Genomic DNA, 22,191 nt, shown 5'->3' with positions numbered 1-22,191 from the left:
GAGGTTATGCTTTACGCGTCGCCGCTTTCATTACGGTCACAAACGCTTTCAGCTCGGCCAGCATCTGCTCTGGCTTGTCCACGTTCTTTTCGATGATCTTCACAATCGCGGAGCCGGAGATGGCACCTGCCGCCTTCGCGTCAACCGCTGCGGTGACCTGATCCGGGGAGGAAATCCCGAATCCCTGCAGCGGAGGCGCGGCATGATACTCGGCCAGCTTCTCCACCAGATGATGCAGCGGCAGTGCGGCTTTTTTCTCGGCACCGGTCACGCCCGCGCGGGAGAGCAGGTAGGTATAGCCGCGTCCGTAAGAGGCAATCTGGCGCAGCAGGGCGTCATCGGCGTTCGGCGGGCAGATGAAAATCGGGGCGACGTTATGGCGCATGGCCGCCTGACGGAATGGCGCAGATTCCTCGACCGGCACGTCTGCCACCAGAACGGAGTCGACGCCCACGCGGGCGCACTCGGCGTAAAACTCATCGATACCGCGGTTGAACACCAGGTTGGCGTACATCAGCAGGCCAATCGGAATGGTCGGGTGCTTCTGGCGAATCGCCGCCAGCATCTCGAAGCACTGGGTCGGTGTCACACCGGAGGCGAATGCGCGCAGCGTCGCGTTCTGGATGGTCGGGCCATCCGCCAGCGGATCGGAGAACGGAATACCCAGCTCCAGCGCGTCGGCACCAGCCTCAATCAGGGTGTCGATGATCTTCAGCGACTGTTCCGGGCCCGGATCGCCCAGGGTGACGAAGGGAACGAACGCGCCTTCCTGGCGGGATTTCAGCTCTGCAAATACGTTGTCGTAGCGTTCCATCAGATTTCCCCTCGTGCTTTCAGAATATCGTGAACGGTGAAGATATCTTTGTCACCGCGTCCGGAAAGGTTCACCACCAGCAGCTGCTCTTTTTCCGGGTTTTCTTTCATCATTTTCAGCGCGTGCGCCAGGGCGTGCGAAGACTCCAGCGCCGGGATGATCCCTTCGCTGCGGCACAGCGTTTTAAAGGCTTCCAGCGCTTCGTCATCGGTAATGGAGACATAGTCCGCGCGGCCGGTACTGTTCAGGAACGCATGCTGTGGCCCGACGGACGGGAAGTCGAGGCCGGCAGAAATAGAGTAAGACTCTTCAATCTGACCCTCATCGGTTTGCATCATCGGGGATTTCATCCCGAAGTAGATCCCCACGCGGCCATGCTTCAGCGGCGCGCCGTGTTCACCCGATTCAATGCCGTGACCGGCAGGCTCTACGCCAATCAGGCCGACGCTGGCGTCGTCGATAAAGTCTGCGAACATGCCGATGGCGTTAGATCCGCCGCCAACGCAGGCGATCACCGCATCCGGCAGACGCCCCTCTTTTTCGAGGATCTGCGCTTTGGTCTCTTCACCGATCATGCGCTGGAATTCGCGCACGATAGTCGGGAACGGGTGCGGGCCCGCCGCGGTACCGAGCATATAGTGCGCGGTTTCATAGCTGCCAGACCAGTCGCGAAGCGCTTCGTTACAGGCATCCTTCAGCGTCGCGGAGCCGCTGTGCACCGGGATCACTTCCGCTCCCATCAGACGCATACGGAAGACGTTCGGAGACTGACGCTCAACGTCTTTCGCTCCCATATAGATGCGGCATTTCAGACCGAGCAGGGCGCTGGCAAGCGCAGAGGCCACGCCGTGCTGACCCGCACCGGTTTCGGCGATGATTTCGGTTTTGCCCATACGCTTCGCGAGCAGCGCCTGGCCCAGCACCTGGTTAGTTTTATGCGCGCCGCCGTGCAGCAGGTCTTCACGCTTCAGATACAGCGTGGTTTTGGTGCCTTCCGTCAGGTTGCGGCATTTGGTCAGCGCGGTCGGACGACCGGCGTAATTTTTCAGCAGGTCGGTAAATTCAGCCTGAAACGCCGGGTCTTTCTGCGCGCTGACAAACGCTTCTTCCAGCTGGCGCAGCGCGGGCATCAGGATTTGCGGGACGTACATCCCGCCGAACTCACCAAAATACGGGTTAAGTAATGTCGTCATCTTCTCTTCCTTAATATGCACGCAGAGTTTTAAAAACCGAGGCCAGCTTGCTGGCATCTTTGATACCCGGTTGGGACTCTACGCCTGAATTGAAATCGAGGCCTGCGCAGCCGGTTTTAGCGGCTTCTACGCAGTTATCCGGGCCTAATCCACCCGCCAGCAGGACGTTGTCCAGCTTTTCGCCGTTCAGCAGCGACCAGTCAAAACGCTGGCCGGTACCGCCCTGGCCGTTATCGAGGACGTATTTATCCACGTGGTTTAGGTTACGCGAGGGCAACGTATCGCCAACGCTTTGCGCTTTCCAGATCTGCACCTGTGGTGCCAGCGCGGCGCGCAGGGCATCGATGTAGCTCTGGTCTTCATCGCCGTGGAGCTGCACCGCGCTCAGGGATAACGCGTCGGCTTTGGCCGCAACGTCTGCAATATCTGCGTTGCGGAAAACGCCCACGTAGCTGAGCGGAGCCGCTGCGATGACCTTACGCGCCTGCTCTTCACTGACCGCGCGAGGAGAGGAGTCCACAAAGATCAGCCCGCCATAAATCGCCCCGGCTTCATACGCGGCCTGGGCATCCTGTTCGCGTGTTAAGCCGCAGACTTTGTTTTCACCCAGCAGCACGCGACGCACGGCCGCATTGAGATCGTCATGTTCCATCATGGCGGAGCCAATCAGGAAACCGTTGGCGAAGTGGCTCAGCTCGCGCACCTGGGCGTAGCTGTTAATGCCGGATTCGCTGATCACCGTGACGCCAGACCCCAGACGCGGTGCCAGCTGACGCGTACGGTTAAGGTCAATGGACAGGTCGCGCAGATCGCGGTTGTTAATGCCGACCACTTTGGCTTCCAGCGCAATCGCGCGCTCCAGCTCCTCTTCGTTGCTCACTTCGGTCAGTACGCCCATGTTCAGGCTGTGCGCCACAGCGGAAAGCTGGCGATACTGCTCGTCGTCGAGCACCGAGAGCATCAGCAGGCAGGCGTCGGCCTGGTAAAAACGCGCCAGCCAGATCTGATACGGGTCGATAATAAAGTCTTTGCACAGGATCGGCTGCGGCGCTATGCCGCTGACGATGGGCAGAAAATCGAAGCTGCCCTGAAAATATTTCTCATCCGTCAGCACGGAGATGGCTGAAGCATGATGCTTATAAACGCCGGCAATACGCGCCGGGTCGAAATCGTCACGAATAACGCCTTTGGACGGGGACGCTTTTTTGCACTCAAGAATAAACGCGGTGCGCGTACCCCGCAGGGCGTCATAGAAACGACGGCTGCTCGGGACGACGTCATTCTGGAAACTGGCAAGCGGCTGCTGTTGCTTGCGGGCTTCCACCCAGATGGCCTTATCGGCAACGATTTTCGCTAAAACGGTCTGCATTCTTTACCCTCTTGCCGCAAGTGCGGTAACGCGATCGTAAGCTGCACCGGAGCGCAGTACATCCAGAACTTTTTGAACGTTGGCCTTCAGGTCTTCCTCACCGTGCAAACGCATCAGCATGGCGACGTTGGCAGCAACGGCGGCCTCATGGGCGACCTCTCCTTTACCTTGTAATAAGCGCGTGAGAATGTCACGGTTTTCTTCCGGCGTACCGCCTGCCAGCGCTTCCTGATGGTATGGCGCGAGGCCGAAGTCGGCAGCGTCCAGCTGATAGCTCAGGATTTCGCCGTCGCGCAGTTCGGCCACCAGCGTTGGCGCATGAAGAGAAACCTCATCCATACCGCCGCTGTGCACCACGGCGGCACGCTGATAACCCAGCACGCGCAGCGTCTCGGCAATCGGCAGAACCAGCTCAGGGCTGTAAACGCCAATCAGCGCCAGCGGCGGATGAGCCGGGTTGATCAGCGGGCCGAGCACGTTAAACAGCGTGCGGGTTTTGAGCTGCTGACGAACCGGCATCGCGTGGCGGAAACCGGTGTGGTACTTCGGCGCAAACAGGAAGCAGACGCCCAGGTCATCCAGCGCTTCACGGGAACGCTCGGCGTTCATATCGAGGTTAATACCGAATGCGGCGAGCAGATCGGAAGAACCTGACCGGCTGGAAACGCTGCGGTTACCGTGCTTCGCGACCTTCAAACCACACGCCGCCGCCACGAAGGCGCTGGCGGTTGAGATATTGATGCTGTTACTGCCGTCACCGCCGGTACCGACGATATCCGCAAACTGATAGTCCGGGCGCGGGAACGGGGCGGCATTTTCCAGCAGTGCCGTGGCGGCACCGGCAATCTCCTGCGGGCTTTCGCCGCGCACCTTCATGCTCACCAGCGCGGCTGCAAGCTGCTCAGGCTTCAGCTCGCCGCGAACCACGGCGGAGAAGAGCTGATGGCTCTCCTGCTGGCTCAGGGTCTGCGCCTGATACAGTTTTTCCAGAATCGGCTGCAGGGTATTGGTCTGCTCCAGCTTCTGTAACGCCCAGTCGAGCGTCTGCTCCAGCAGGCGGGCGCCGTGGGAGGTCAGGATCGATTCCGGGTGGAACTGCAGGCCGCAGACGCGGTCCGCATCGTGGCGCACCGCCATCACCATGCCTTCAAACGAGGCGTTGATCGTCAGCCCGGCGGGAATATTGCTGCCAACCAGCGAGTGATAGCGCGCGACCGGGAGCGGGTTCGGCAGGCCGGCAAACATCGCCTGGCCGTCATGTTCAATGCTGGACGCTTTACCGTGCAGGATCTCACCCGCCTGGCCGACGTAGCCGCCATAGGCTTCAACAATCGCCTGATGGCCGAGGCAGATGCCGACGATTGGCAGTTTGCCGCGCATACGAGTCAGCAGCTCCGGCATACAGCCGGCTTCGCTCGGCGCGCCTGGCCCCGGGGAGAGCATTAGCACCGGGTTTTGCATGGTGGCCAGACGGTCAATCAGGGTCTGCGCAGGAACGTGGTTGCGGTAGATAACGACGTTGTGGCCATTCGCACGCAGCTGATCTGCCAGGTTATAGGTAAAGGAGTCGATATTATCGAGCAGCAGAATGTCAGCCATCAGAAAATCTCCTGTGCATGGTGTGCGGTAGCAATGGCGCGAAGGACCGCACGGGCTTTACTGCGCGTTTCGTCAGCTTCAGACTGCGGAACAGAATCAAGAACAATCCCGGCACCCGCCTGAACGGTGGCAATACCGTCTTCAACGTAGGCGGAGCGGATTACGATGCAGGTATCGAGATCGCCGTGGGCGGTGAAGTAACCCACCGCGCCGCCGTAGCTGCCGCGACGGCGTCCTTCGGCGGCGGCAATCAGCTGCATGGCGCGTACTTTCGGCGCGCCGCTCAGGGTGCCCATGTTCATGCAGGCGCGGTAGGCGTGCAGCACGTCGAGATCGTGGCGCAGCTCGCCGACCACGCGGGAGACCAGGTGCATCACGAACGAATAGCGGTCAACTTTGGTCAGGTCCGCCACGTAGCGGCTGCCGGGAGTACAAATGCGTGCCAGATCGTTACGCGCCAGGTCAACCAGCATCAGGTGCTCGGAGAGTTCTTTGTGGTCGGTACGCATCTCCAGCTCGATGCGGCTGTCCAGATCCCGGTCAAGCGAGCCATCGGCGCGACGCCCGCGCGGACGGGTTCCGGCAATCGGGTAGATCTCAATCTGACGGCTGGTGGCGTCGTACTTCAGCGAGCTTTCCGGCGAGGCGCCGAACAGCGTGAATTCGTTGTCCTGCATGAAGAACATGTAAGGGCTTGGGTTACTCTTTTTCAGCACGTCGTAGGCTGCGAGCGGCGACGGGCAGGGCAGCGAGAAGCGACGGGACGGCACGACCTGGAAAATTTCCCCGGCGCGAATCGCTTTTTGCATCTGGCGAACCACGGCGCCATACTGATCGTCAGTCTGGTTAACGTCGCAGGTCATTTTCTCCACGCGCTGCACCGGCAGCGCGGGCGGCGCTTCCGTCATCTGATGCTGCAGCTGAGCGATGCGGTGTTCAAGACGGTTTTTCTCAGCGGCAGACGGCGTGAACAGGCTTGCCTGGATGCGGGTGTATTGCTTCTGGTGGTCGATCACCAGCAGCGTTTCAGCCAGATAGAAGCAATAGTCCGGGCAGCGATTACCCTGCTCGGTTTCCGGCAAATCTTCAAAACCGGCGACCAGGTCGTAGGCAAACAGCCCGCCGAAGAACATCGCCTCACGCTCGTCTTCCGGCACGGTGACCAGATTCTGCAGCAGGCGGAAGGCATCGAAAACGGACAGGGAGCAGAGGCGCGCGTCTTCGTCCAGCAGCTGGCTCACCGGCGGGAAATGCAGAATGCGCATTTCTGGATGGCGTTCATTTTCAATGCCTGACGGCAGGGCGGCATCCAGCAGCGGCAGCAGCGATGCGCCATTGTCTGATAATGCTTTGATGGTGACAGTGTCACCTAAAGCGGTAATGCGCAGCGCGCTATCGACCAGCAGCAGGCTTTTGAGATCGTCCTTGCTGTCGATATCCGCCGATTCCAGCAGCAGCGTCGCCGGACGTGCCCCGCACACCTGATGAAACAGCGCGGTCGGGTTGTGGCGATAGGCCGCCTCGCAGGTCAGCAGTTCGAGATGAGGTTTGGCTGTTTGCATGTTGTTGTTCTCATATTTTGTTCAAAAAAAAGCCCGCTGGGTAGCGGGCGGGTATCTGTTTGCATTTCGCAGACGCGTGACACTGCCCGAAGATCAGGAAGTGCGCCACCAGCCGTGCAGAGTGAAATGTGCGGTCATTTTCAGATACCTTTCTCGTGTGAACTTGCGTACTAGTTAACTAGTTCGATGGCAAGTTGTCAACCCTTGATTTCAGAATTTCGCGTTAAGTCGGTATCATGGTGTTTTCGGATGTCTCCAACCTGTTATGGGAAGTGCTTTGAGCGATACCACCTACGCCATTATTTATGATTTACACAGCCATACTCAGGCCTCTGACGGCCTGCTGACACCCGAAGCCCTGGTTCATCGCGCCGTTGAAATGCGTGTCGGCACGCTGGCGATAACCGATCACGATACGACAGATGCCATTCCGGCGGCGCGCGCCGAGATCGCCCGCAGCGGGCTGGCGCTGAATCTGGTGTCCGGCGTCGAGATCTCAACCGTCTGGGAAAACCATGAGATTCATATCGTTGGCCTGAACATCGATATAGACCATCCGGCACTTGTTGCATTTTTGCAAGAACAAAAAACGCGCCGCAATCAGCGTGCAGAGATGATCGGCGAGCGTCTCGAAAAGGCGCATATTCCGGGCGCGCTGGAAGGGGCGCAAAAGATGGCGAACGGCGGGGCTGTCACCCGCGGTCATTTCGCCCGTTTTCTGGTCGAAGCGGGGAAAGCGACGACCATGGCGGACGTCTTTAAAAAGTATCTGGCGCGCGGTAAAACCGGATACGTTCCGCCACAGTGGTGTACAATAAAACAAGCTATTGATGTGATTCATCATTCTGGCGGTAAGGCCGTGCTGGCCCATCCTGGGCGGTATAATCTTTCTGCTAAATGGCTGAAAAGGCTGCTGGCACACTTTGCCGAATGCGGTGGCGAGGCGATGGAAGTCGCCCAGTGTCAGCAGGCGCCCAACGAGCGCGCGCAGCTCGCGACCTATGCCCGCCAGTTCGGCCTGCTTGGGTCACAGGGCTCTGATTTCCATCAGCCCTGCGCGTGGATCGAACTGGGGCGCAAGCTCTGGTTGCCCGCTGGCGTTGAGCCGGTCTGGCAGCTCTGGGAACAGCCGCAGCAAATTGAAGAGAGGGAAGTATGAGTCAGTTTTTCTATATCCATCCGGATAACCCGCAGCCACGTCTGATCAACCAGGCCGTGGAGATCGTCCGCAAAGGCGGCGTGATTGTCTACCCGACCGATTCAGGCTACGCGCTGGGCTGTAAAATTGAAGATAAAGGGGCAATGGAACGCATTTGCCGTATTCGCCAGCTGCCGGACGGCCATAACTTTACCCTGATGTGCCGCGATCTCTCTGAGCTGTCGACCTATGCGTATGTTGATAACGTGGCGTTTCGCCTGATTAAGAACAACACGCCGGGCAACTACACCTTCATCCTGAAGGGCACGAAGGAAGTACCGCGTCGTCTGCTGCAGGAGAAACGCAAAACCATCGGCATGCGCGTGCCGTCGAACCCGATTGCGCAGGCGCTGCTGGAAACCCTCGGCGAACCGATGCTTTCTACCTCGCTGATGCTGCCCGGAAGCGAGTTTACCGAGTCCGACCCGGAAGAGATCAAAGATCGTCTGGAGAAGGTGGTCGAGCTGATTATTCACGGCGGCTATCTCGGCCAGCAGCCGACCACCGTGGTCGACTTAACCGAAGATGCACCGGAAGTGATTCGTGAAGGCGTGGGTGACGTAAAGCCTTTCTTGTAAAGGTATAAGCAGATATACTACGCGGCCATCAAAGCAGGGCTCAGCCCTCTTTTGACCTGATTCGACGCCTGTGAAGGCGACACCTGAGGAAGCTCAATGAGCGAGAAGTTACAGAAAGTGCTGGCGCGTGCCGGCCACGGTTCACGCCGTGAAATCGAAGCCATTATTGAAGCGGGCCGCGTGAGTGTGGACGGTAAAATCGCCACGCTGGGTGACCGCGTAGAAATCGTACCGGGGCTGAAGATCCGCATCGACGGTCATCTTATCTCCGTTAAAGAGTCCGCTGAACAGATCTGCCGCGTGCTGGCTTACTACAAGCCGGAAGGCGAGCTGTGCACCCGCAACGACCCGGAAGGTCGTCCGACGGTGTTTGACCGTCTGCCTAAACTGCGTGGCGCTCGCTGGATTGCCGTCGGCCGTCTGGACGTGAACACCTGCGGTCTGCTGCTGTTCACCACCGATGGTGAACTGGCAAACCGTCTGATGCACCCAAGCCGTGAAGTGGAACGTGAATACGCGGTGCGCGTATTTGGCCAGGTTGACGAAAATAAACTGCGCGATCTGTCGCGTGGCGTTCAGCTGGAGGACGGTCCTGCGGCGTTCAAAACCATCAAGTTTACCGGTGGGGAAGGCATTAACCAGTGGTACAACGTGACCCTGACCGAAGGCCGTAACCGCGAAGTTCGTCGTCTCTGGGAAGCGGTAGGCGTGCAGGTTAGCCGCCTGATCCGCGTCCGTTACGGCGACATTCTGCTGCCGAAAGGTCTGCCGCGCGGTGGGTATACCGAACTGGATCTGACCCAAACCAACTACCTGCGCGAGCTGGTCGGCCTGACGCCGGAAACCACCTCAAAAGTGGCGGTGGAAAAAGATCGTCGTCGCATGAAGGCGAATCAGATCCGTCGCGCGGTGAAGCGACACAGCCAGGTGAGCAGCAGTCGCCGTTCCGGCAGCCGTAACAACAACGGTTAATATAAAAGCCCGGTCAACGAACCGGGCTTTTTTCTTTAGTAATCAATTCCAATTTGCGCTTTGATGCCTGCATCAAACGCATGTTTGACCGGACGCAGCTCGCTGACGGTATCGGCCATCTCCAGAATATCCCGATGACATCCGCGCCCCGTAACGATAACCGTCTGGTGTACAGGACGATTCTTCAGAGCATCCAGCACGGCTTCCAGCGGCAGGTAGTCGTAGGCGACCATGTAGGTGATCTCATCCAGCAGAACCATATTCAGCGAGGGATCGGCTAGCATTCTCTTTGCATGCTCCCAGACGGCGAGACAGGCGGCGGTGTCGGTTTCCCGGTTCTGAGTATCCCACGTAAACCCGGTCGCCATCACCTGAAACTCAACGCCGTGAGGCTCAAGTAAATTCCGCTCACCGTTGGGCCATTCGCCTTTGATAAACTGGATCACGCCCACTTTTTGACCGTGTCCAACGGCGCGTGTCGCCGTGCCGAATGCGGCGGTGGTTTTCCCTTTTCCGTTGCCGGTAAAAACGATGACGATCCCACGTTCGTCCTGGGCTGCCGCGACGCGCGCATCGACCTGTTCTTTCAGACGCTGCTGGCGCTGCTGATGGCGTTCTTCACTCATTGCGAAATTCCTGGTTTACGTCCCGGCTGGGCGTCAAAGGTCATCCCGGTTTTGCGGCGGCTGTCGTCGCCCATCAGCCAGAGATAGAGCGGCATAATGTCTGCCGGGGTTTTCAGCTTCTGCGGATCTTCGCTCGGGAACGCGCTGGCGCGCATTTTGGTGCGCGTACCGCCCGGGTTAATGCAGTTTACGCGCAGATGGCGGTTCTGGTACTCCTCCGCCAGCACCTGCATCATGCCTTCGGTCGCGAATTTTGATACGGCATAGGCTCCCCAGTTTGCGCGTCCTTCACGGCCAACGCTGGACGAGGTAAAGACCAGGGACCCGGACTCGGATTTGAGTAATAAAGGAAGCAATGCCTGTGTGAGGAAAAACGTGCCGTTGACGTTGACCTGCATCACCTGCTGCCAGATATCTGGATCCTGTTCATCCATCGGACGCACTTCACCTAGCAAACCGGCGTTATGCAGCACGCCGTCGAGTCTCGGATAGTGAGCGCTGATGCGCTGGGCTAATTCCTGGCACACCGCAGGCGTGCAGGTCAGTAAATCGAGCGTATACCACGGGGCCGGCGTGCCGCATACGGCCTCAATCTCCTGGGCGACGTTTTTCAGTTTTTCTTCGTTGCGCCCGATCAGAATGACGTTGGCGCCATATTCGGCGTATGTCAGGGCTGCCTCGCGGCCAATCCCGTCGCTGGCACCGGTGACAAGAATAATCCGATTTTGCAGCAGATTTTTTTGCGGTTGATAATGCACGGTGACTCCTCAGGCGACCGGTGACGCAATGGCGCCTTTATGATGACTTTTCGGCTTTATGCCCGAATTAGCCTAATAATTCAATCAGTCTACAGGACGCATTACTGTAAAATTAACAATTTGCAAATATTTAAACTCCAGTCCGGGGATTCCTGAAGGCGGCTCGCAGAGGTAATGTCACGAGCGAGACGCATGGGCAGGGCTGTTGTACACTGCCGTGAAAGATTCGTGGTTAAATCAAGGTGGAACGCGTGGAATTACTTTCTCAATATGGGTTGTTTTTGGCCAAAATCGCGACGGTGGTGGTTGCCATTGCGGTGGTTGCCGTTCTGATTGCCAACCTGACGCAGCGCAAGCGTCAGCGTGGGGAGTTACGCATCACCCGCCTGAGCGAGCAGTATAAAGAGATGCAGGAAGAGATGTCTCTGGCGCTGCTTGATAGTCATCAACAGAAACTCTGGCAGAAAGCGCAGAAGAAAAAGCATAAACAGGAAGCCAAAGCGGCAAAGGCAAAAGCAAAGCTCAATGCGCCGCAGGATAAGGCCACGCCGCGCGTCTATGTGCTCGATTTTAAAGGCAGTATGGATGCGCATGAAGTGTCTTCTCTGCGGGAAGAAGTGACTGCCGTTCTGGCCGTGGCGACACCGCAGGATCAGGTTGTCGTGCGTCTTGAAAGCCCGGGCGGGGTCGTTCACGGTTACGGACTGGCCGCCTCACAGCTGCAGCGCCTGCGTGAAAAACAGATCCCGCTGACCGTTGCCGTGGATAAAGTGGCCGCGAGCGGTGGCTACATGATGGCCTGCGTGGCGGACAAAATTGTTGCCGCGCCGTTCTCCATTATTGGCTCGATCGGCGTGGTCGCGCAAATTCCGAACTTTAACCGCTTCCTGAAAAATAAAGAGATTGATATCGAACTTCACACGGCGGGTCAATACAAACGTACCCTGACGCTGCTGGGGGAAAACACGGAAGAAGGGCGTCAAAAATTCCGCGAAGATCTCAACGAAACGCATCATCTCTTTAAAGATTTTGTACACCGTATGCGCCCAACGCTCGACATTGAACAGGTCGCGACGGGCGAGCACTGGTACGGCGTCCAGGCGCAGGAGAAAGGGCTGGTGGATGAAGTCGGAACCAGCGACGATCTGCTGCTCAATCTGATGGAAGGCCGGGAACTGGTGGGCGTGCGCTTTACCCAGCGTAAGCGACTCCTTGACCGCTTTACCAACAGTGCCGCAGAAAGCGCGGACCGTCTGCTGCTGCGCTGGCTTCAGCGCGGACAAAAACCGCTGCTGTAAACAAAAACGCGAGGCATATGCCTCGCGTTTTGCGTTAATCGACCAGGTGATATTTCTCTGAAAGCGTATGCGCCAGGTATTTGAACATGTTAAACACGGCGGTGCTTTTCGGGGTCGGTAAACCCTGTTCGTCAAGGAAGTATTCGCCGCTGAAAATCAGCACGCCATTACGCTGCTCTACGCCGGTGGCTTCAATGCCCGCCAGCGTATCTTCATGGTCACGGATAAGCTTGTTTGCTTCGATAAGCAGAGAGGCTCGGTCAATAGGTTGGGTCGTATTCTGCATAATCCACTCCTTAAACAGTGACAATAGTCTACGCCGAGGGCGCTTTGGGGGCAAATTTTCCCTGTAATGTGAGGGGATAAGGTGCAGGGTCCTGGCTGGCGGGATCTGCTTTTGCATGCTAATAAAGTTGCGTAACGAATTTTATCAGGTAGAGTGTGCGCTTTCGTCATTCTGGCAACAGAATTGCTTGACATTCAACCGGGAATTCGTCACGAATTACACGAGATGTGAGAAAAATACCCGAAAACTCAATCACCTGGGCGTCTTCTCATTAACGTCCGGTAAGTCAAAGGGGTTGATATCTCCTGACGCAGTCGCAATATCATTGGCTCGTCGTCAGCGGAAGGGAAATCAACGTGCGGCGTATTCCTGGAAGAATTAAATTAGGTAAAGGTGAATATGGGTAAAGCTCTCGTCATCGTTGAGTCCCCGGCAAAAGCCAAAACGATCAATAAGTATCTGGGTAATGACTACGTGGTTAAGTCCAGCGTCGGTCATATCCGCGATTTGCCGACCAGTGGCTCAGCCAGCAAAAAGAGCGCAGACTCTACCTCCACCAAAGGGGCTAAAAAGCCTAAAAAGGATGAACGTAGCGCGCTTGTCAACCGCATGGGTGTTAACCCATGGCATAACTGGGATGCACAATATGAAGTGCTGCCCGGGAAAGAAAAAGTCGTTAACGAGCTGAAGCAGCTTGCTGAAAAAGCAGACCACATCTATCTCGCAACCGACCTTGACCGCGAAGGGGAAGCCATTGCGTGGCACCTGCGGGAAGTGATCGGTGGTGATGACAAACGCTACAGCCGTGTAGTGTTTAACGAAATTACGAAGAATGCGATTCGTCAGGCGTTTGAGAAGCCGGGCGAACTGAATATTGACCGCGTAAACGCACAGCAGGCTCGTCGCTTTATGGACCGCGTTGTGGGCTACATGGTCTCTCCACTGCTGTGGAAGAAGATTGCCCGTGGCCTGTCCGCAGGGCGTGTGCAATCCGTCGCCGTGCGTCTGGTCGTTGAGCGTGAGCGCGAAATTAAAGCCTTCGTGCCGGAAGAGTTCTGGGAAGTCGATGCCAATGTGACCACGCCGGGCGGTGACGCTCTGCCGCTGCAGGTGAGCCATCACAACGACAAGCCTTTCCGTCCAGAAAACCGCGACCAGACCATGGCCGCCGTAGCGCTGCTGGAAAAAGCACGCTATCAGGTGCTGGAACGTGAAGACAAACCGACCAGCAGCAAGCCGGGGGCACCGTTTATTACCTCCACGCTGCAACAGGCTGCAAGCACGCGTCTGGGTTATGGCGTGAAGAAGACCATGATGATGGCGCAGCGCCTGTATGAAGCGGGCTACATCACCTACATGCGTACCGACTCAACCAACCTGAGCCAGGACGCGGTCAGCATGGTGCGCGGCTACATCAGTGACAATTTCGGTAAGAAATACCTGCCGGAAAGCGCTAACCAGTTCGCCAGCAAAGAGAACTCTCAGGAAGCACACGAAGCGATTCGTCCTTCTGACGTCTCGGTGTTAGCGGAATCGCTGAAAGACATGGAAGCCGACGCGCAGAAGCTGTATCAGCTGATCTGGCGCCAGTTCGTGGCGTGCCAGATGACGCCAGCGCAGTACGACTCCACCACGCTGACCGTTGGTGCGGGTGAGTTCCGTCTCAAAGCGCGCGGTCGTATCCTGCGTTTCGACGGCTGGACGAAGGTGATGCCAGCGCTGCGTAAAGGTGATGAAGACCGAACGCTGCCGGCGGTAAATAAAGGGGATGAGCTCTCGCTGGTTGACCTCGTGCCAGCCCAGCACTTCACCAAGCCGCCTGCGCGCTTCAGTGAAGCGTCCCTGGTGAAAGAGCTGGAAAAACGCGGTATTGGTCGTCCATCGACCTACGCGTCCATCATCTCGACGATCCAGGACCGTGGCTACGTACGCGTTGAAAACCGCCGTTTCTATGCGGAAAAAATGGGTGAGATCGTCACTGACCGTCTGGAAGCAAACTTCCGCGAGTTGATGAACTACGATTTCACCGCGCAAATGGAAGACAGCCTCGACCAGGTTGCCAGCCATCAGGCGGAATGGAAAAAGGTACTCGACAGCTTCTTCAGCGACTTTACCGACCAGCTTGAAAAAGCGGAGAAAGACCCTGAAGAGGGCGGCATGCTGCCTAACCAGATGGTTCTGACCAGCATCGACTGCCCAACCTGCGGCCGCAAGATGGGGATCCGCACCGCAACCACGGGCGTATTCCTTGGCTGCTCCGGCTATGCGCTGTCACCAAAAGAGCGCTGCAAAACCACCATCAACCTGGTGCCTGAGAACGAAGTTCTCAACGTGCTGGAGGGTGACGATGCGGAAACTAACGCTCTGCGTGCCAAACGCCGCTGCAAGAAATGCGGCACGGCAATGGACAGCTACCTGATCGATCCAAAACGTAAGCTGCACGTCTGCGGTAATAACCCAACGTGTGACGGGTATGAGATCGAAGAGGGCGAGTTCCGCATTAAAGGCTATGACGGCCCGATTGTGGAATGCGAGAAGTGCGGCTCTGAAATGCACCTGAAAATGGGGCGTTTCGGTAAGTACATGGCCTGTACCAACGACGAGTGTAAAAACACGCGCAAAATTCTGCGTAACGGCGAAGTGGCTCCTCCGAAGGAAGATCCGGTTCCGCTGCCAGAACTGCCGTGCGAGAAATCCGACGCGTACTTCGTGCTGCGTGATGGTGCCGCAGGTGTCTTCCTGGCCGCCAACACCTTCCCGAAATCGCGTGAAACGCGCGCGCCGCTGGTGGAAGAGTTGCATCGCTTCCGCGATCGTCTGCCTGAGAAACTGCGTTATCTGGCCGATGCGCCACAGCAGGATCCGGAAGGCAACAAAACCGTGGTACGGTTTAGCCGTAAAACTAAGCAACAGTATGTTGCGGCCGAGAAAGAGGGTAAAGCGACCGGATGGTCAGCCTTCTTTGTCGATGGCAAATGGGTTGAAGGCAAGAAATAATCTTCCCTTACCGTAACTTACCTGTAAAAGGGCCGGATTTCCGGCCCTTTTTTATTGCCTTGTTATTATTTTTTGTTCCGTACTATACAGTCAGGCTATAAATGATATAGTGGTTATAGTTAACCTGTTTCTTATTATTAAATCGTCTTAAGCGATTGACCGCATGCGCTAAATCGGATGGTCTGGCATGAAATTACAGCAGCTTCGTTATATCGTTGAGGTGGTGAATCATAACCTTAACGTCTCTTCTACCGCCGAGGGGTTGTATACCTCGCAACCGGGCATCAGCAAACAAGTTCGTATGCTGGAGGACGAGTTAGGTATCCAGATATTTGCCCGCAGCGGTAAGCATCTCACCCAGGTGACGCCTGCGGGGCAGGAAATCATCCGCATTGCGCGGGAAGTCCTCTCTAAAGTCGACGCAATTAAGTCGGTGGCAGGAGAACACACCTGGCCGGATAAAGGTTCGCTGTATATTGCCACGACGCATACCCAGGCGCGCTATGCGCTACCCGGCGTTATCAAAGGCTTTATCGAGCGTTATCCTCGCGTCTCTTTGCATATGCATCAGGGCTCGCCAACGCAAATTGCTGAAGCCGTTTCCAAGGGGAATGCAGATTTTGCCATCGCCACCGAAGCGCTTCATCTGTATGACGATCTGGTGATGCTTCCATGCTATCACTGGAACCGTTCTATCGTGGTGACCCCCGATCATCCCCTGGCGGGTAAAGGGTCGGTCACTATCGAAGAGCTGGCGCAATATCCGCTGGTAACGTATACGTTTGGCTTTACCGGACGGTCCGAGCTTGATACGGCCTTTAACCGGGCAGGGTTAACGCCGCGCATTGTCTTTACCGCGACGGATGCCGACGTGATTAAAACCTATGTGCGGCTTGGTCTGGGGGTGGGCGTTATTGCCAGCATGGCGGTGGATCCGGTGTCAGACCCTGACCTGGTGCGTCTTGATGCGCATGATGTTTTCAGTCATAGCACCACAAAGATTGGCTTCCGTCGTAGCACCTTCCTGCGCAGCTATATGTATGATTTTATTCAGCGCTTTGCCCCTCATTTAACGCGTGACGTGGTTGATACCGCCGTTGCATTACGCTCAAATGAAGATATTGAAGAGATGTTTAAAGACATCAAACTCCCCGAAAAATAATCACACCCGGTATCTTTCCCTTAGGGAAAGATACCGAAATAACGCCTCAAAGCTAAATTAGAATTATCATCATCTACGCATCCCCTGTCATATAATGTCATTATCCATTTAATCCGTAAGGTTATAATGTCGTGAATTGGCGACAAAAGTAGAAACTAATTTACGCCTTCGCAAATTTTTCTTTTCAATTATTTATTTCTGGTCAAAAGATTGAATATTTCATACCTTCCGGTGCGTAAATTCACTGGCTTTTCGGCTAAAGTTTCTTTAGGATTTATCTCAACAGATGATTAATTGTACCAATTGTTTGGTCCTAAATGATAAGCGATGTCGATTGTATGAGGTTAGCAATGCCTTCAGGAAGTGAAGAACCGCAAAGGGATCCTGCGCTCAAGCGTAAAGCCTGGCTGGCGGTCTTTCTCGTCTCTACCCTGTTTTGGGTGGTGGTTGCTCTCCTGGCCTGGAAATATTGGGGTTAAATATGGCAGTGACGGTACGTACAGAAACGGTAAAACAGATGTGTCAGCATCGTGACAACGGCCACAGAGGGCGTAAAGCACCTGCGACTGTTGTACCCGCGTCCTGGAAACTGACGCCGCAGCAGCAAGCGTTTATTGATGTGTTCGCAGAAGACGAACCCAAAAAACAATAATTTAGTTAATTGCGTAATGATGCAAATAGTCTGAATATCGACTCTGCACTTTCGTACTCTTTAATAAATACACATCAGCAATATAGCACTGAGGACTTACCTCGGAACTTTTAATAAATAATGCCTGGTGTCCCTATGATGAATAACATGACGTCTCACAAATACTGGTCATGGATCGGCGTTTTTACCGTGTCGATTCTGTTCTGGAGTCAGCTCATCTGGTTGGCCCTCCACTAAATTGTAAAACCTCGCTACGGCGGGGTTTTTTGTTTTTCCTTTCTGGACCAATCCTAAATTTATCAATTTGGGTTGTTATCAAAACGTTACGACATCTTTGTGTTATCTTTAATTACGGCCCTGATGATTGTCGGGGCATCTCTGTGATTAAGGAGGAGCTTATGTCGTTAACCCTACGCGAAGCCAGTAAGGACACGTTACAGGCAGAAAATAAAACCTGGCATTACTACAGCCTGCCGCTGGCTGCCAGAACGCTTGGGGACATTTCGCGTTTACCCAAGTCATTGAAAGTTTTACTGGAAAACCTATTGCGCTGGCAGGACGGTGACTCTGTCACCCTCGATGATATCCAGGCGCTGGCAGGGTGGCTGGAAAATGCCCATGCCGACAGAGAAATAGCCTACCGTCCGGCCAGGGTGCTGATGCAGGACTTTACCGGTGTCCCGGCCGTCGTTGATTTAGCCGCGATGCGCGAGGCCGTTAAGCGTCTCGGCGGAGATACGGCAAAAGTGAATCCGCTTTCCCCCGTTGACCTCGTCATTGACCACTCCGTAACCGTTGACCGCTTTGGTGATGACGACGCCTTTGGCGAGAACGTGCGTCTGGAGATGGAGCGCAACCACGAGCGCTACGTGTTCCTGAAGTGGGGGCAGCAGGCGTTCAGCCGGTTTAGCGTGGTCCCGCCGGGTACCGGTATTTGTCACCAGGTGAACCTTGAATATCTGGGTAAAGCCGTCTGGAGTGAATTGCAGGATAAAGAGTGGGTCGCCTATCCGGACACGCTGGTGGGCACGGACTCCCATACCACCATGATCAACGGTCTGGGCGTGCTGGGCTGGGGCGTCGGGGGTATCGAAGCGGAAGCGGCCATGCTCGGCCAGCCGGTGTCCATGCTTATCCCTGACGTGGTGGGCTTCAAGCTCACCGGCAAGCTGTCTGAAGGCATTACCGCCACCGATCTGGTGCTCACCGTCACCCAGATGCTGCGTAAGCATGGTGTGGTGGGCAAGTTTGTAGAATTCTACGGGGATGGTCTGGATTCGCTGCCGCTGGCCGACCGCGCCACCATTGCCAATATGGCGCCGGAATACGGTGCAACCTGCGGCTTTTTCCCCATCGATGACGTCACGCTGGAATACATGCGCCTTAGCGGGCGCAGCGAAGAGCAGGTCGCGCTGGTGGAGGCCTATACCAAAGCGCAGGGCATGTGGCGAAACCCGGGCGATGAACCGGTCTTCACCAGCACGCTTGAACTCGATATGGGAAGCGTTGAGGCGAGCCTCGCCGGACCGAAACGTCCGCAGGATCGGGTTGCGCTGAGTGACGTGCCAAAAGCCTTTGCCGCCAGCAATGCCCTGGAAGTGAACGTGGCGCAGAAAGATCACCGTCCGGTCGACTATGTTCTGAACGGACATCAGTATCAGCTCCCGGATGGCGCGGTTGTGATTGCGGCCATTACCTCCTGCACCAACACCTCGAACCCCAGCGTATTAATGGCGGCCGGTCTGCTGGCGAAAAAGGCGGTAGAGCTTGGGCTAAAACCTCAGCCATGGGTCAAGGCCTCGCTGGCACCGGGTTCCAAAGTGGTATCGGATTACCTGGCGCAGGCCAAACTGACGCCGTACCTTGACGAACTGGGCTTTAACCTCGTGGGCTACGGCTGTACGACCTGTATTGGTAACTCCGGCCCACTGCCTGAACCCATTGAAACGGCGATCAAGCAGGGTGACCTGACGGTAGGCGCGGTCCTGTCCGGTAACCGAAACTTTGAAGGGCGTATTCACCCGCTGGTGAAAACCAACTGGCTCGCCTCACCGCCGCTGGTCGTGGCGTATGCCCTTGCAGGGAACATGAATATCAACCTGGCGACCGATCCGATTGGTCACGATCGCAAGAACGATCCTGTCTACCTGAAAGATATCTGGCCATCTTCGCGTGAAATCGCGCTGGCCGTTGAAAAGGTCTCAACCGAGATGTTCCGCAAAGAGTATGCGGAGGTCTTTGAAGGAACGCCGGAATGGAAAACCATCAACGTCGTGGGCTCAGATACCTACGACTGGCAGGATGACTCGACCTATATTCGTCTGTCGCCGTTCTTTGATGAGATGCTGGCCGAGCCGGCACCGCTTAAGGATATCCACGGCGCGCGCATACTGGCGATGCTGGGAGATTCCGTCACGACCGACCATATCTCTCCGGCCGGGAGTATCAAAGCCGATAGCCCGGCAGGCCGTTATCTGCAGAGCCGGGGCGTCGAACGCCGCGATTTTAACTCCTACGGATCGCGTCGCGGCAATCATGAGGTCATGATGCGCGGAACGTTTGCCAACATCCGCATTCGTAACGAAATGGTACCGGGCGTGGAAGGGGGCATGACGCGCCATCTGCCGGGGACGGAAGTCGTTTCGATCTATGATGCGGCGGTCAAATATCAACAGGAAGGTACGCCGCTGGCGGTGATCGCCGGGAAAGAGTACGGTTCCGGCTCCAGCCGCGACTGGGCGGCGAAAGGTCCGCGTCTGCTTGGCGTTCGCGTGGTTATCGCCGAATCGTTTGAACGTATTCACCGCTCTAATCTGATCGGTATGGGGATCCTGCCGCTCGAGTTCCCGCAGGGCGTGACGCGTAAAACGCTGGGACTGACCGGGGAAGAGCAGATTGAGATTAGCGGTTTGCAAAACCTGCAGCCGGGTAAAACGGTGCCGGTGAAGTTAACGCGGGCAGACGGGAAAATCGAGGTGCTGGATTGCCGGTGCCGTATTGATACGGCAACCGAGCTGACCTATTACCAGAACGACGGCATTTTACATTATGTGATTCGTAAGATGCTGGACTGATGAAACGAGCCCGGCACCCGTGCCGGGCTTTAGCATCACTCTTTCAGCAGATGGCCCATTTTGGCGGCTTTGGTATCCAGGTAGTGGGCGTTTTTCGGGTTTCGGCCGACAATCAGCGGTACGCGCTCGACGATGTTGATCCCCGCTTCGGTCAGGATCTCCACTTTTTTCGGATTATTGGTCAGCAGGCGAACTTCGTCCACGCCCAGCAGCTTGAACATATCGGCGCACAAGGTGAAGTCGCGTTCGTCAGCGGCAAAGCCAAGCTGATGGTTTGCTTCAACCGTATCGTAGCCCTGGTCCTGAAGCGCGTAAGCGCGGATTTTATTCAGCAGACCAATATTACGACCTTCCTGACGGTGATAAAGCAGCACACCGCGACCTTCTTCTGCAATATGAGACAGGGCGGCTTCCAGCTGGAAACCACAATCACAGCGCAGGCTGAACAGCGCGTCGCCGGTAAGACACTCTGAATGGACGCGGGACAGAACCGGCGTCTGCCCTGAAATGTCTCCATAAACCAGCGCGACATGATCCTGTCCGGTTGCCAGTTCTTCAAAACCCACCATCAGGAAATCGCCCCATGGGGTTGGCAGTTTGGCTTCTGCCACACGTTTAAGCTGCATGTGATTCTCCAGAGTAGGCTGACACGTTTCGTGCCTTTGCCCTGTTTTGCTTTCTGTATCAGTTCATTTTGCCACAAGCTCAGCAGGTTCGCCTAATGGGCACCATGCTATATGAACGTTAAACGCACGATCCGACATATCCACCCGGATGATTAATTTCAGTTATGATTGTGACGCTTAGCGAAAAAGGAGAAGACATGCTTTCAATCGCCAGACGTACGGCAGCAGGTGCGGCCATTTTACTGATTATGCCACTGGCCGTATGGCTTTCAGGCTGGATGTGGCAGCCCGGGCATAATGCCACGTGGCTGAAAACGTTATACTGGATAACGGAAACGGTCACCCAGCCGTGGGGGATTATTACCCACGTACTCCTCTGCGCCTGGTTTCTGTGGTGCCTGCGCTTTCGTTTGCGCGCGGCGCTGGTGCTCTTTGCGATCCTTGGGGGCGCTATCCTTGTCGGTCAGGGCGTGAAGTCCTGGGTTAAAGATCGCGTTCAGGAGCCGCGTCCTTTTGTCGTCTGGCTGGAAAAAACGCATCATGTTCCGGTAGATGAGTTCTACAATTTAAATCGTAAAGATCGTGGCGCGCTGGTGAAAGAACAGCTTGCGGAACAGCAGGATATCCCGAAATTCTTACGTAAACACTGGCAGAAAGAGACCGGGTTCGCGTTTCCTTCCGGTCACACCATGTTTGCGGCCAGCTGGGCGTTGCTGGGGGTTGGGCTGCTTTGGCCAAGGCGTCGAACGATCACTATCGTGATTTTACTGGTCTGGGCGACGGGGGTTATGGGAAGCCGCCTGCTGCTGGGGATGCACTGGCCGCGCGACCTGGTCGTCGCCACGCTCATCTCATGGATGCTGATCGTGCTGGCGACCTGGCTCACTGAACGATTCTGCGGCCCGCTAACGCCACCGCCAGAAGAGAAAGAAGAAATAGCCGAAAGGGACCAGACAGAGGCCTGACGGTTGATATTCCGCATTTTGCCCATAGATCCATGACCTGCGCGTCACTTTTTCCGTTTCGCGCTCGTCGCTAAAATGGTAGTTTATAAGGCTGATTGCGGTGAATTGAACACACTTTATTCGCTTGAACCACATAACGGGAAGTAATGTGAAATATTTACTCATTTTCTTACTGGTATTGGCGATTTTTGTCATTTCAGTCACGTTGGGTGCACAAAACGATCAGCAGGTGACGTTTAACTATCTGCTGGCTCAGGGTGAGTATCGCGTCTCGAGCCTGCTGGCGGTATTATTTGCTGCCGGTTTTGCCATTGGCTGGCTGGTTTGCGGTCTGTTCTGGCTGAAAGTCCGTGTTTCTCTTGCGCGCGCTGAACGTAAAATTAAGCGACTCGAAAATAACATTGCCCCTGCGTCTGACATTCCGGAAAGCTCTGGTGTGCCGGTCGTGAAGGAATAATCGAC

The 22,191-nt window shown here is 55.9% G+C and carries 22 protein-coding genes and 1 other annotated feature; of the genes, 12 read left to right on the top strand and 10 right to left on the bottom strand.

Features of this window, described 5'->3' with window-relative positions; all coding sequences use genetic code 11:
* Nucleotides 1-4: 4 nt before the first annotated feature.
* From trpA to trpL, 6 genes are all read right to left on the bottom strand, one after another.
* Complete coding sequence (gene trpA, locus ACWKXN_RS10045; RefSeq protein WP_454543738.1) at nt 5-814, bottom strand: tryptophan synthase subunit alpha; 810 nt, start codon at nt 812-814, stop codon at nt 5-7.
* Nucleotides 814-2,007, bottom strand: coding sequence for a tryptophan synthase subunit beta (trpB, locus tag ACWKXN_RS10040; RefSeq protein ID WP_047061021.1), 1,194 nt, complete (start codon nt 2,005-2,007; stop codon nt 814-816). The genes trpA and trpB overlap by 1 nt, the downstream gene beginning before the upstream one ends.
* A gap of 10 nt (nt 2,008-2,017) precedes the next feature.
* Nucleotides 2,018-3,376 (bottom strand): bifunctional indole-3-glycerol-phosphate synthase TrpC/phosphoribosylanthranilate isomerase TrpF, encoded by a 1,359-nt coding sequence (gene trpCF, locus ACWKXN_RS10035; protein WP_454543737.1) that lies wholly within the window; start codon nt 3,374-3,376, stop codon nt 2,018-2,020.
* A gap of 3 nt (nt 3,377-3,379) precedes the next feature.
* A complete protein-coding gene (trpD, locus tag ACWKXN_RS10030; RefSeq protein WP_058841298.1) occupies nt 3,380-4,975 on the bottom strand; it encodes a bifunctional anthranilate synthase glutamate amidotransferase component TrpG/anthranilate phosphoribosyltransferase TrpD in 1,596 nt (531 codons plus the stop codon).
* Nucleotides 4,975-6,537 (bottom strand): anthranilate synthase component 1, encoded by a 1,563-nt coding sequence (locus ACWKXN_RS10025; RefSeq protein WP_063441935.1) that lies wholly within the window; start codon nt 6,535-6,537, stop codon nt 4,975-4,977. Before ACWKXN_RS10025 ends, trpD begins: the two co-directional genes overlap by 1 nt.
* A gap of 23 nt (nt 6,538-6,560) precedes the next feature.
* Nucleotides 6,561-6,654 (bottom strand) — a sequence feature (Trp leader region).
* Nucleotides 6,631-6,675: a trp operon leader peptide gene (gene trpL, locus ACWKXN_RS10020; protein ID WP_106993556.1), complete on the bottom strand. Its 45-nt coding sequence runs from the start codon at nt 6,673-6,675 to the stop codon at nt 6,631-6,633. It overlaps the preceding feature by 24 nt.
* Before the next feature lie 139 nt (nt 6,676-6,814).
* Here trpL and rnm point away from each other — a divergent pair, with 139 nt between their 5' ends.
* From rnm to rluB, 3 genes are all read left to right on the top strand, one after another.
* The gene (rnm, locus tag ACWKXN_RS10015; RefSeq protein ID WP_063145422.1) at nt 6,815-7,696 is read left to right on the top strand and encodes an RNase RNM; all 882 of its coding nucleotides are present in this window, start codon (nt 6,815-6,817) and stop codon (nt 7,694-7,696) included.
* Complete coding sequence (locus ACWKXN_RS10010; protein WP_003856793.1) at nt 7,693-8,313, top strand: L-threonylcarbamoyladenylate synthase; 621 nt, start codon at nt 7,693-7,695, stop codon at nt 8,311-8,313. The genes rnm and ACWKXN_RS10010 overlap by 4 nt, the downstream gene beginning before the upstream one ends.
* 96 nt (nt 8,314-8,409) lie before the next feature.
* Entirely contained in the window at nt 8,410-9,285 is an 876-nt protein-coding gene (gene rluB / locus ACWKXN_RS10005; RefSeq protein WP_023312076.1) for a 23S rRNA pseudouridine(2605) synthase RluB, read from the top strand.
* A gap of 35 nt (nt 9,286-9,320) precedes the next feature.
* Here rluB and cobO read toward each other — a convergent pair whose 3' ends face one another.
* Together cobO and ACWKXN_RS09995 are read right to left on the bottom strand one after the other, a co-directional pair.
* On the bottom strand, nt 9,321-9,911 hold the full coding sequence (cobO, locus tag ACWKXN_RS10000; protein WP_023312075.1) for a cob(I)yrinic acid a,c-diamide adenosyltransferase: 591 nt from the start codon (nt 9,909-9,911) through the stop codon (nt 9,321-9,323).
* A complete protein-coding gene (locus ACWKXN_RS09995) occupies nt 9,908-10,669 on the bottom strand; it encodes a YciK family oxidoreductase (RefSeq protein ID WP_023335951.1) in 762 nt (253 codons plus the stop codon). The genes cobO and ACWKXN_RS09995 overlap by 4 nt, the downstream gene beginning before the upstream one ends.
* A 251-nt stretch (nt 10,670-10,920) precedes the next feature.
* Between ACWKXN_RS09995 and sohB the strand changes: the two genes are divergently transcribed.
* Nucleotides 10,921-11,967, top strand: coding sequence for a protease SohB (gene sohB / locus ACWKXN_RS09990; RefSeq protein WP_048975113.1), 1,047 nt, complete (start codon nt 10,921-10,923; stop codon nt 11,965-11,967).
* A 34-nt stretch (nt 11,968-12,001) separates the two neighbouring features.
* On the opposite strand, the gene ACWKXN_RS09985 is transcribed toward sohB, so the two are convergent.
* The gene (locus ACWKXN_RS09985; RefSeq protein ID WP_023312072.1) at nt 12,002-12,253 is read right to left on the bottom strand and encodes a YciN family protein; all 252 of its coding nucleotides are present in this window, start codon (nt 12,251-12,253) and stop codon (nt 12,002-12,004) included.
* 399 nt (nt 12,254-12,652) lie between these two features.
* Between ACWKXN_RS09985 and topA the strand changes: the two genes are divergently transcribed.
* From topA to acnA, 6 genes are all read left to right on the top strand, one after another.
* Nucleotides 12,653-15,250, top strand: a complete 2,598-nt coding sequence (gene topA, locus ACWKXN_RS09980) for a type I DNA topoisomerase (protein ID WP_033145741.1) — start codon at nt 12,653-12,655, stop codon at nt 15,248-15,250.
* Nucleotides 15,251-15,437: 187 nt separating this feature from the next.
* Nucleotides 15,438-16,412, top strand: coding sequence for an HTH-type transcriptional regulator CysB (cysB, locus tag ACWKXN_RS09975; RefSeq protein ID WP_008502814.1), 975 nt, complete (start codon nt 15,438-15,440; stop codon nt 16,410-16,412).
* A 338-nt stretch (nt 16,413-16,750) separates the two neighbouring features.
* Nucleotides 16,751-16,891: a YmiA family putative membrane protein gene (locus tag ACWKXN_RS09970; RefSeq protein ID WP_213327741.1), complete on the top strand. Its 141-nt coding sequence runs from the start codon at nt 16,751-16,753 to the stop codon at nt 16,889-16,891.
* 2 nt (nt 16,892-16,893) lie between these two features.
* Nucleotides 16,894-17,064, top strand: a complete 171-nt coding sequence (locus ACWKXN_RS09965; protein ID WP_032656727.1) for a hypothetical protein — start codon at nt 16,894-16,896, stop codon at nt 17,062-17,064.
* A gap of 138 nt (nt 17,065-17,202) precedes the next feature.
* Entirely contained in the window at nt 17,203-17,301 is a 99-nt protein-coding gene (gene ymiC / locus ACWKXN_RS09960) for a small membrane protein YmiC (RefSeq protein ID WP_032623144.1), read from the top strand.
* Nucleotides 17,302-17,462: 161 nt separating this feature from the next.
* A complete protein-coding gene (gene acnA / locus ACWKXN_RS09955; RefSeq protein ID WP_048979148.1) occupies nt 17,463-20,138 on the top strand; it encodes an aconitate hydratase AcnA in 2,676 nt (891 codons plus the stop codon).
* Between the two features lie 35 nt (nt 20,139-20,173).
* Here the strand turns inward: acnA and ribA are convergent, their stop codons facing one another.
* On the bottom strand, nt 20,174-20,764 hold the full coding sequence (ribA, locus tag ACWKXN_RS09950; protein WP_008501210.1) for a GTP cyclohydrolase II: 591 nt from the start codon (nt 20,762-20,764) through the stop codon (nt 20,174-20,176).
* Nucleotides 20,765-20,961: 197 nt separating this feature from the next.
* Here ribA and pgpB point away from each other — a divergent pair, with 197 nt between their 5' ends.
* Nucleotides 20,962-21,729 carry a phosphatidylglycerophosphatase B gene (pgpB, locus tag ACWKXN_RS09945; protein WP_454543736.1) on the top strand — a complete coding sequence of 256 codons (768 nt, stop codon included), beginning with the start codon at nt 20,962-20,964 and terminating at the stop codon, nt 21,727-21,729.
* A 148-nt stretch (nt 21,730-21,877) separates the two neighbouring features.
* Nucleotides 21,878-22,186: a LapA family protein gene (locus ACWKXN_RS09940; RefSeq protein ID WP_023312067.1), complete on the top strand. Its 309-nt coding sequence runs from the start codon at nt 21,878-21,880 to the stop codon at nt 22,184-22,186.
* The last annotated feature ends 5 nt before the right edge of the window (nt 22,187-22,191 follow it).

This window comes from Enterobacter sp. UPMP2060 (assembly GCF_053709655.1).
The sequence above is the reverse complement of the archived record's forward strand: the minus strand, read 5'-3'. Positions and strand labels throughout refer to the sequence as shown.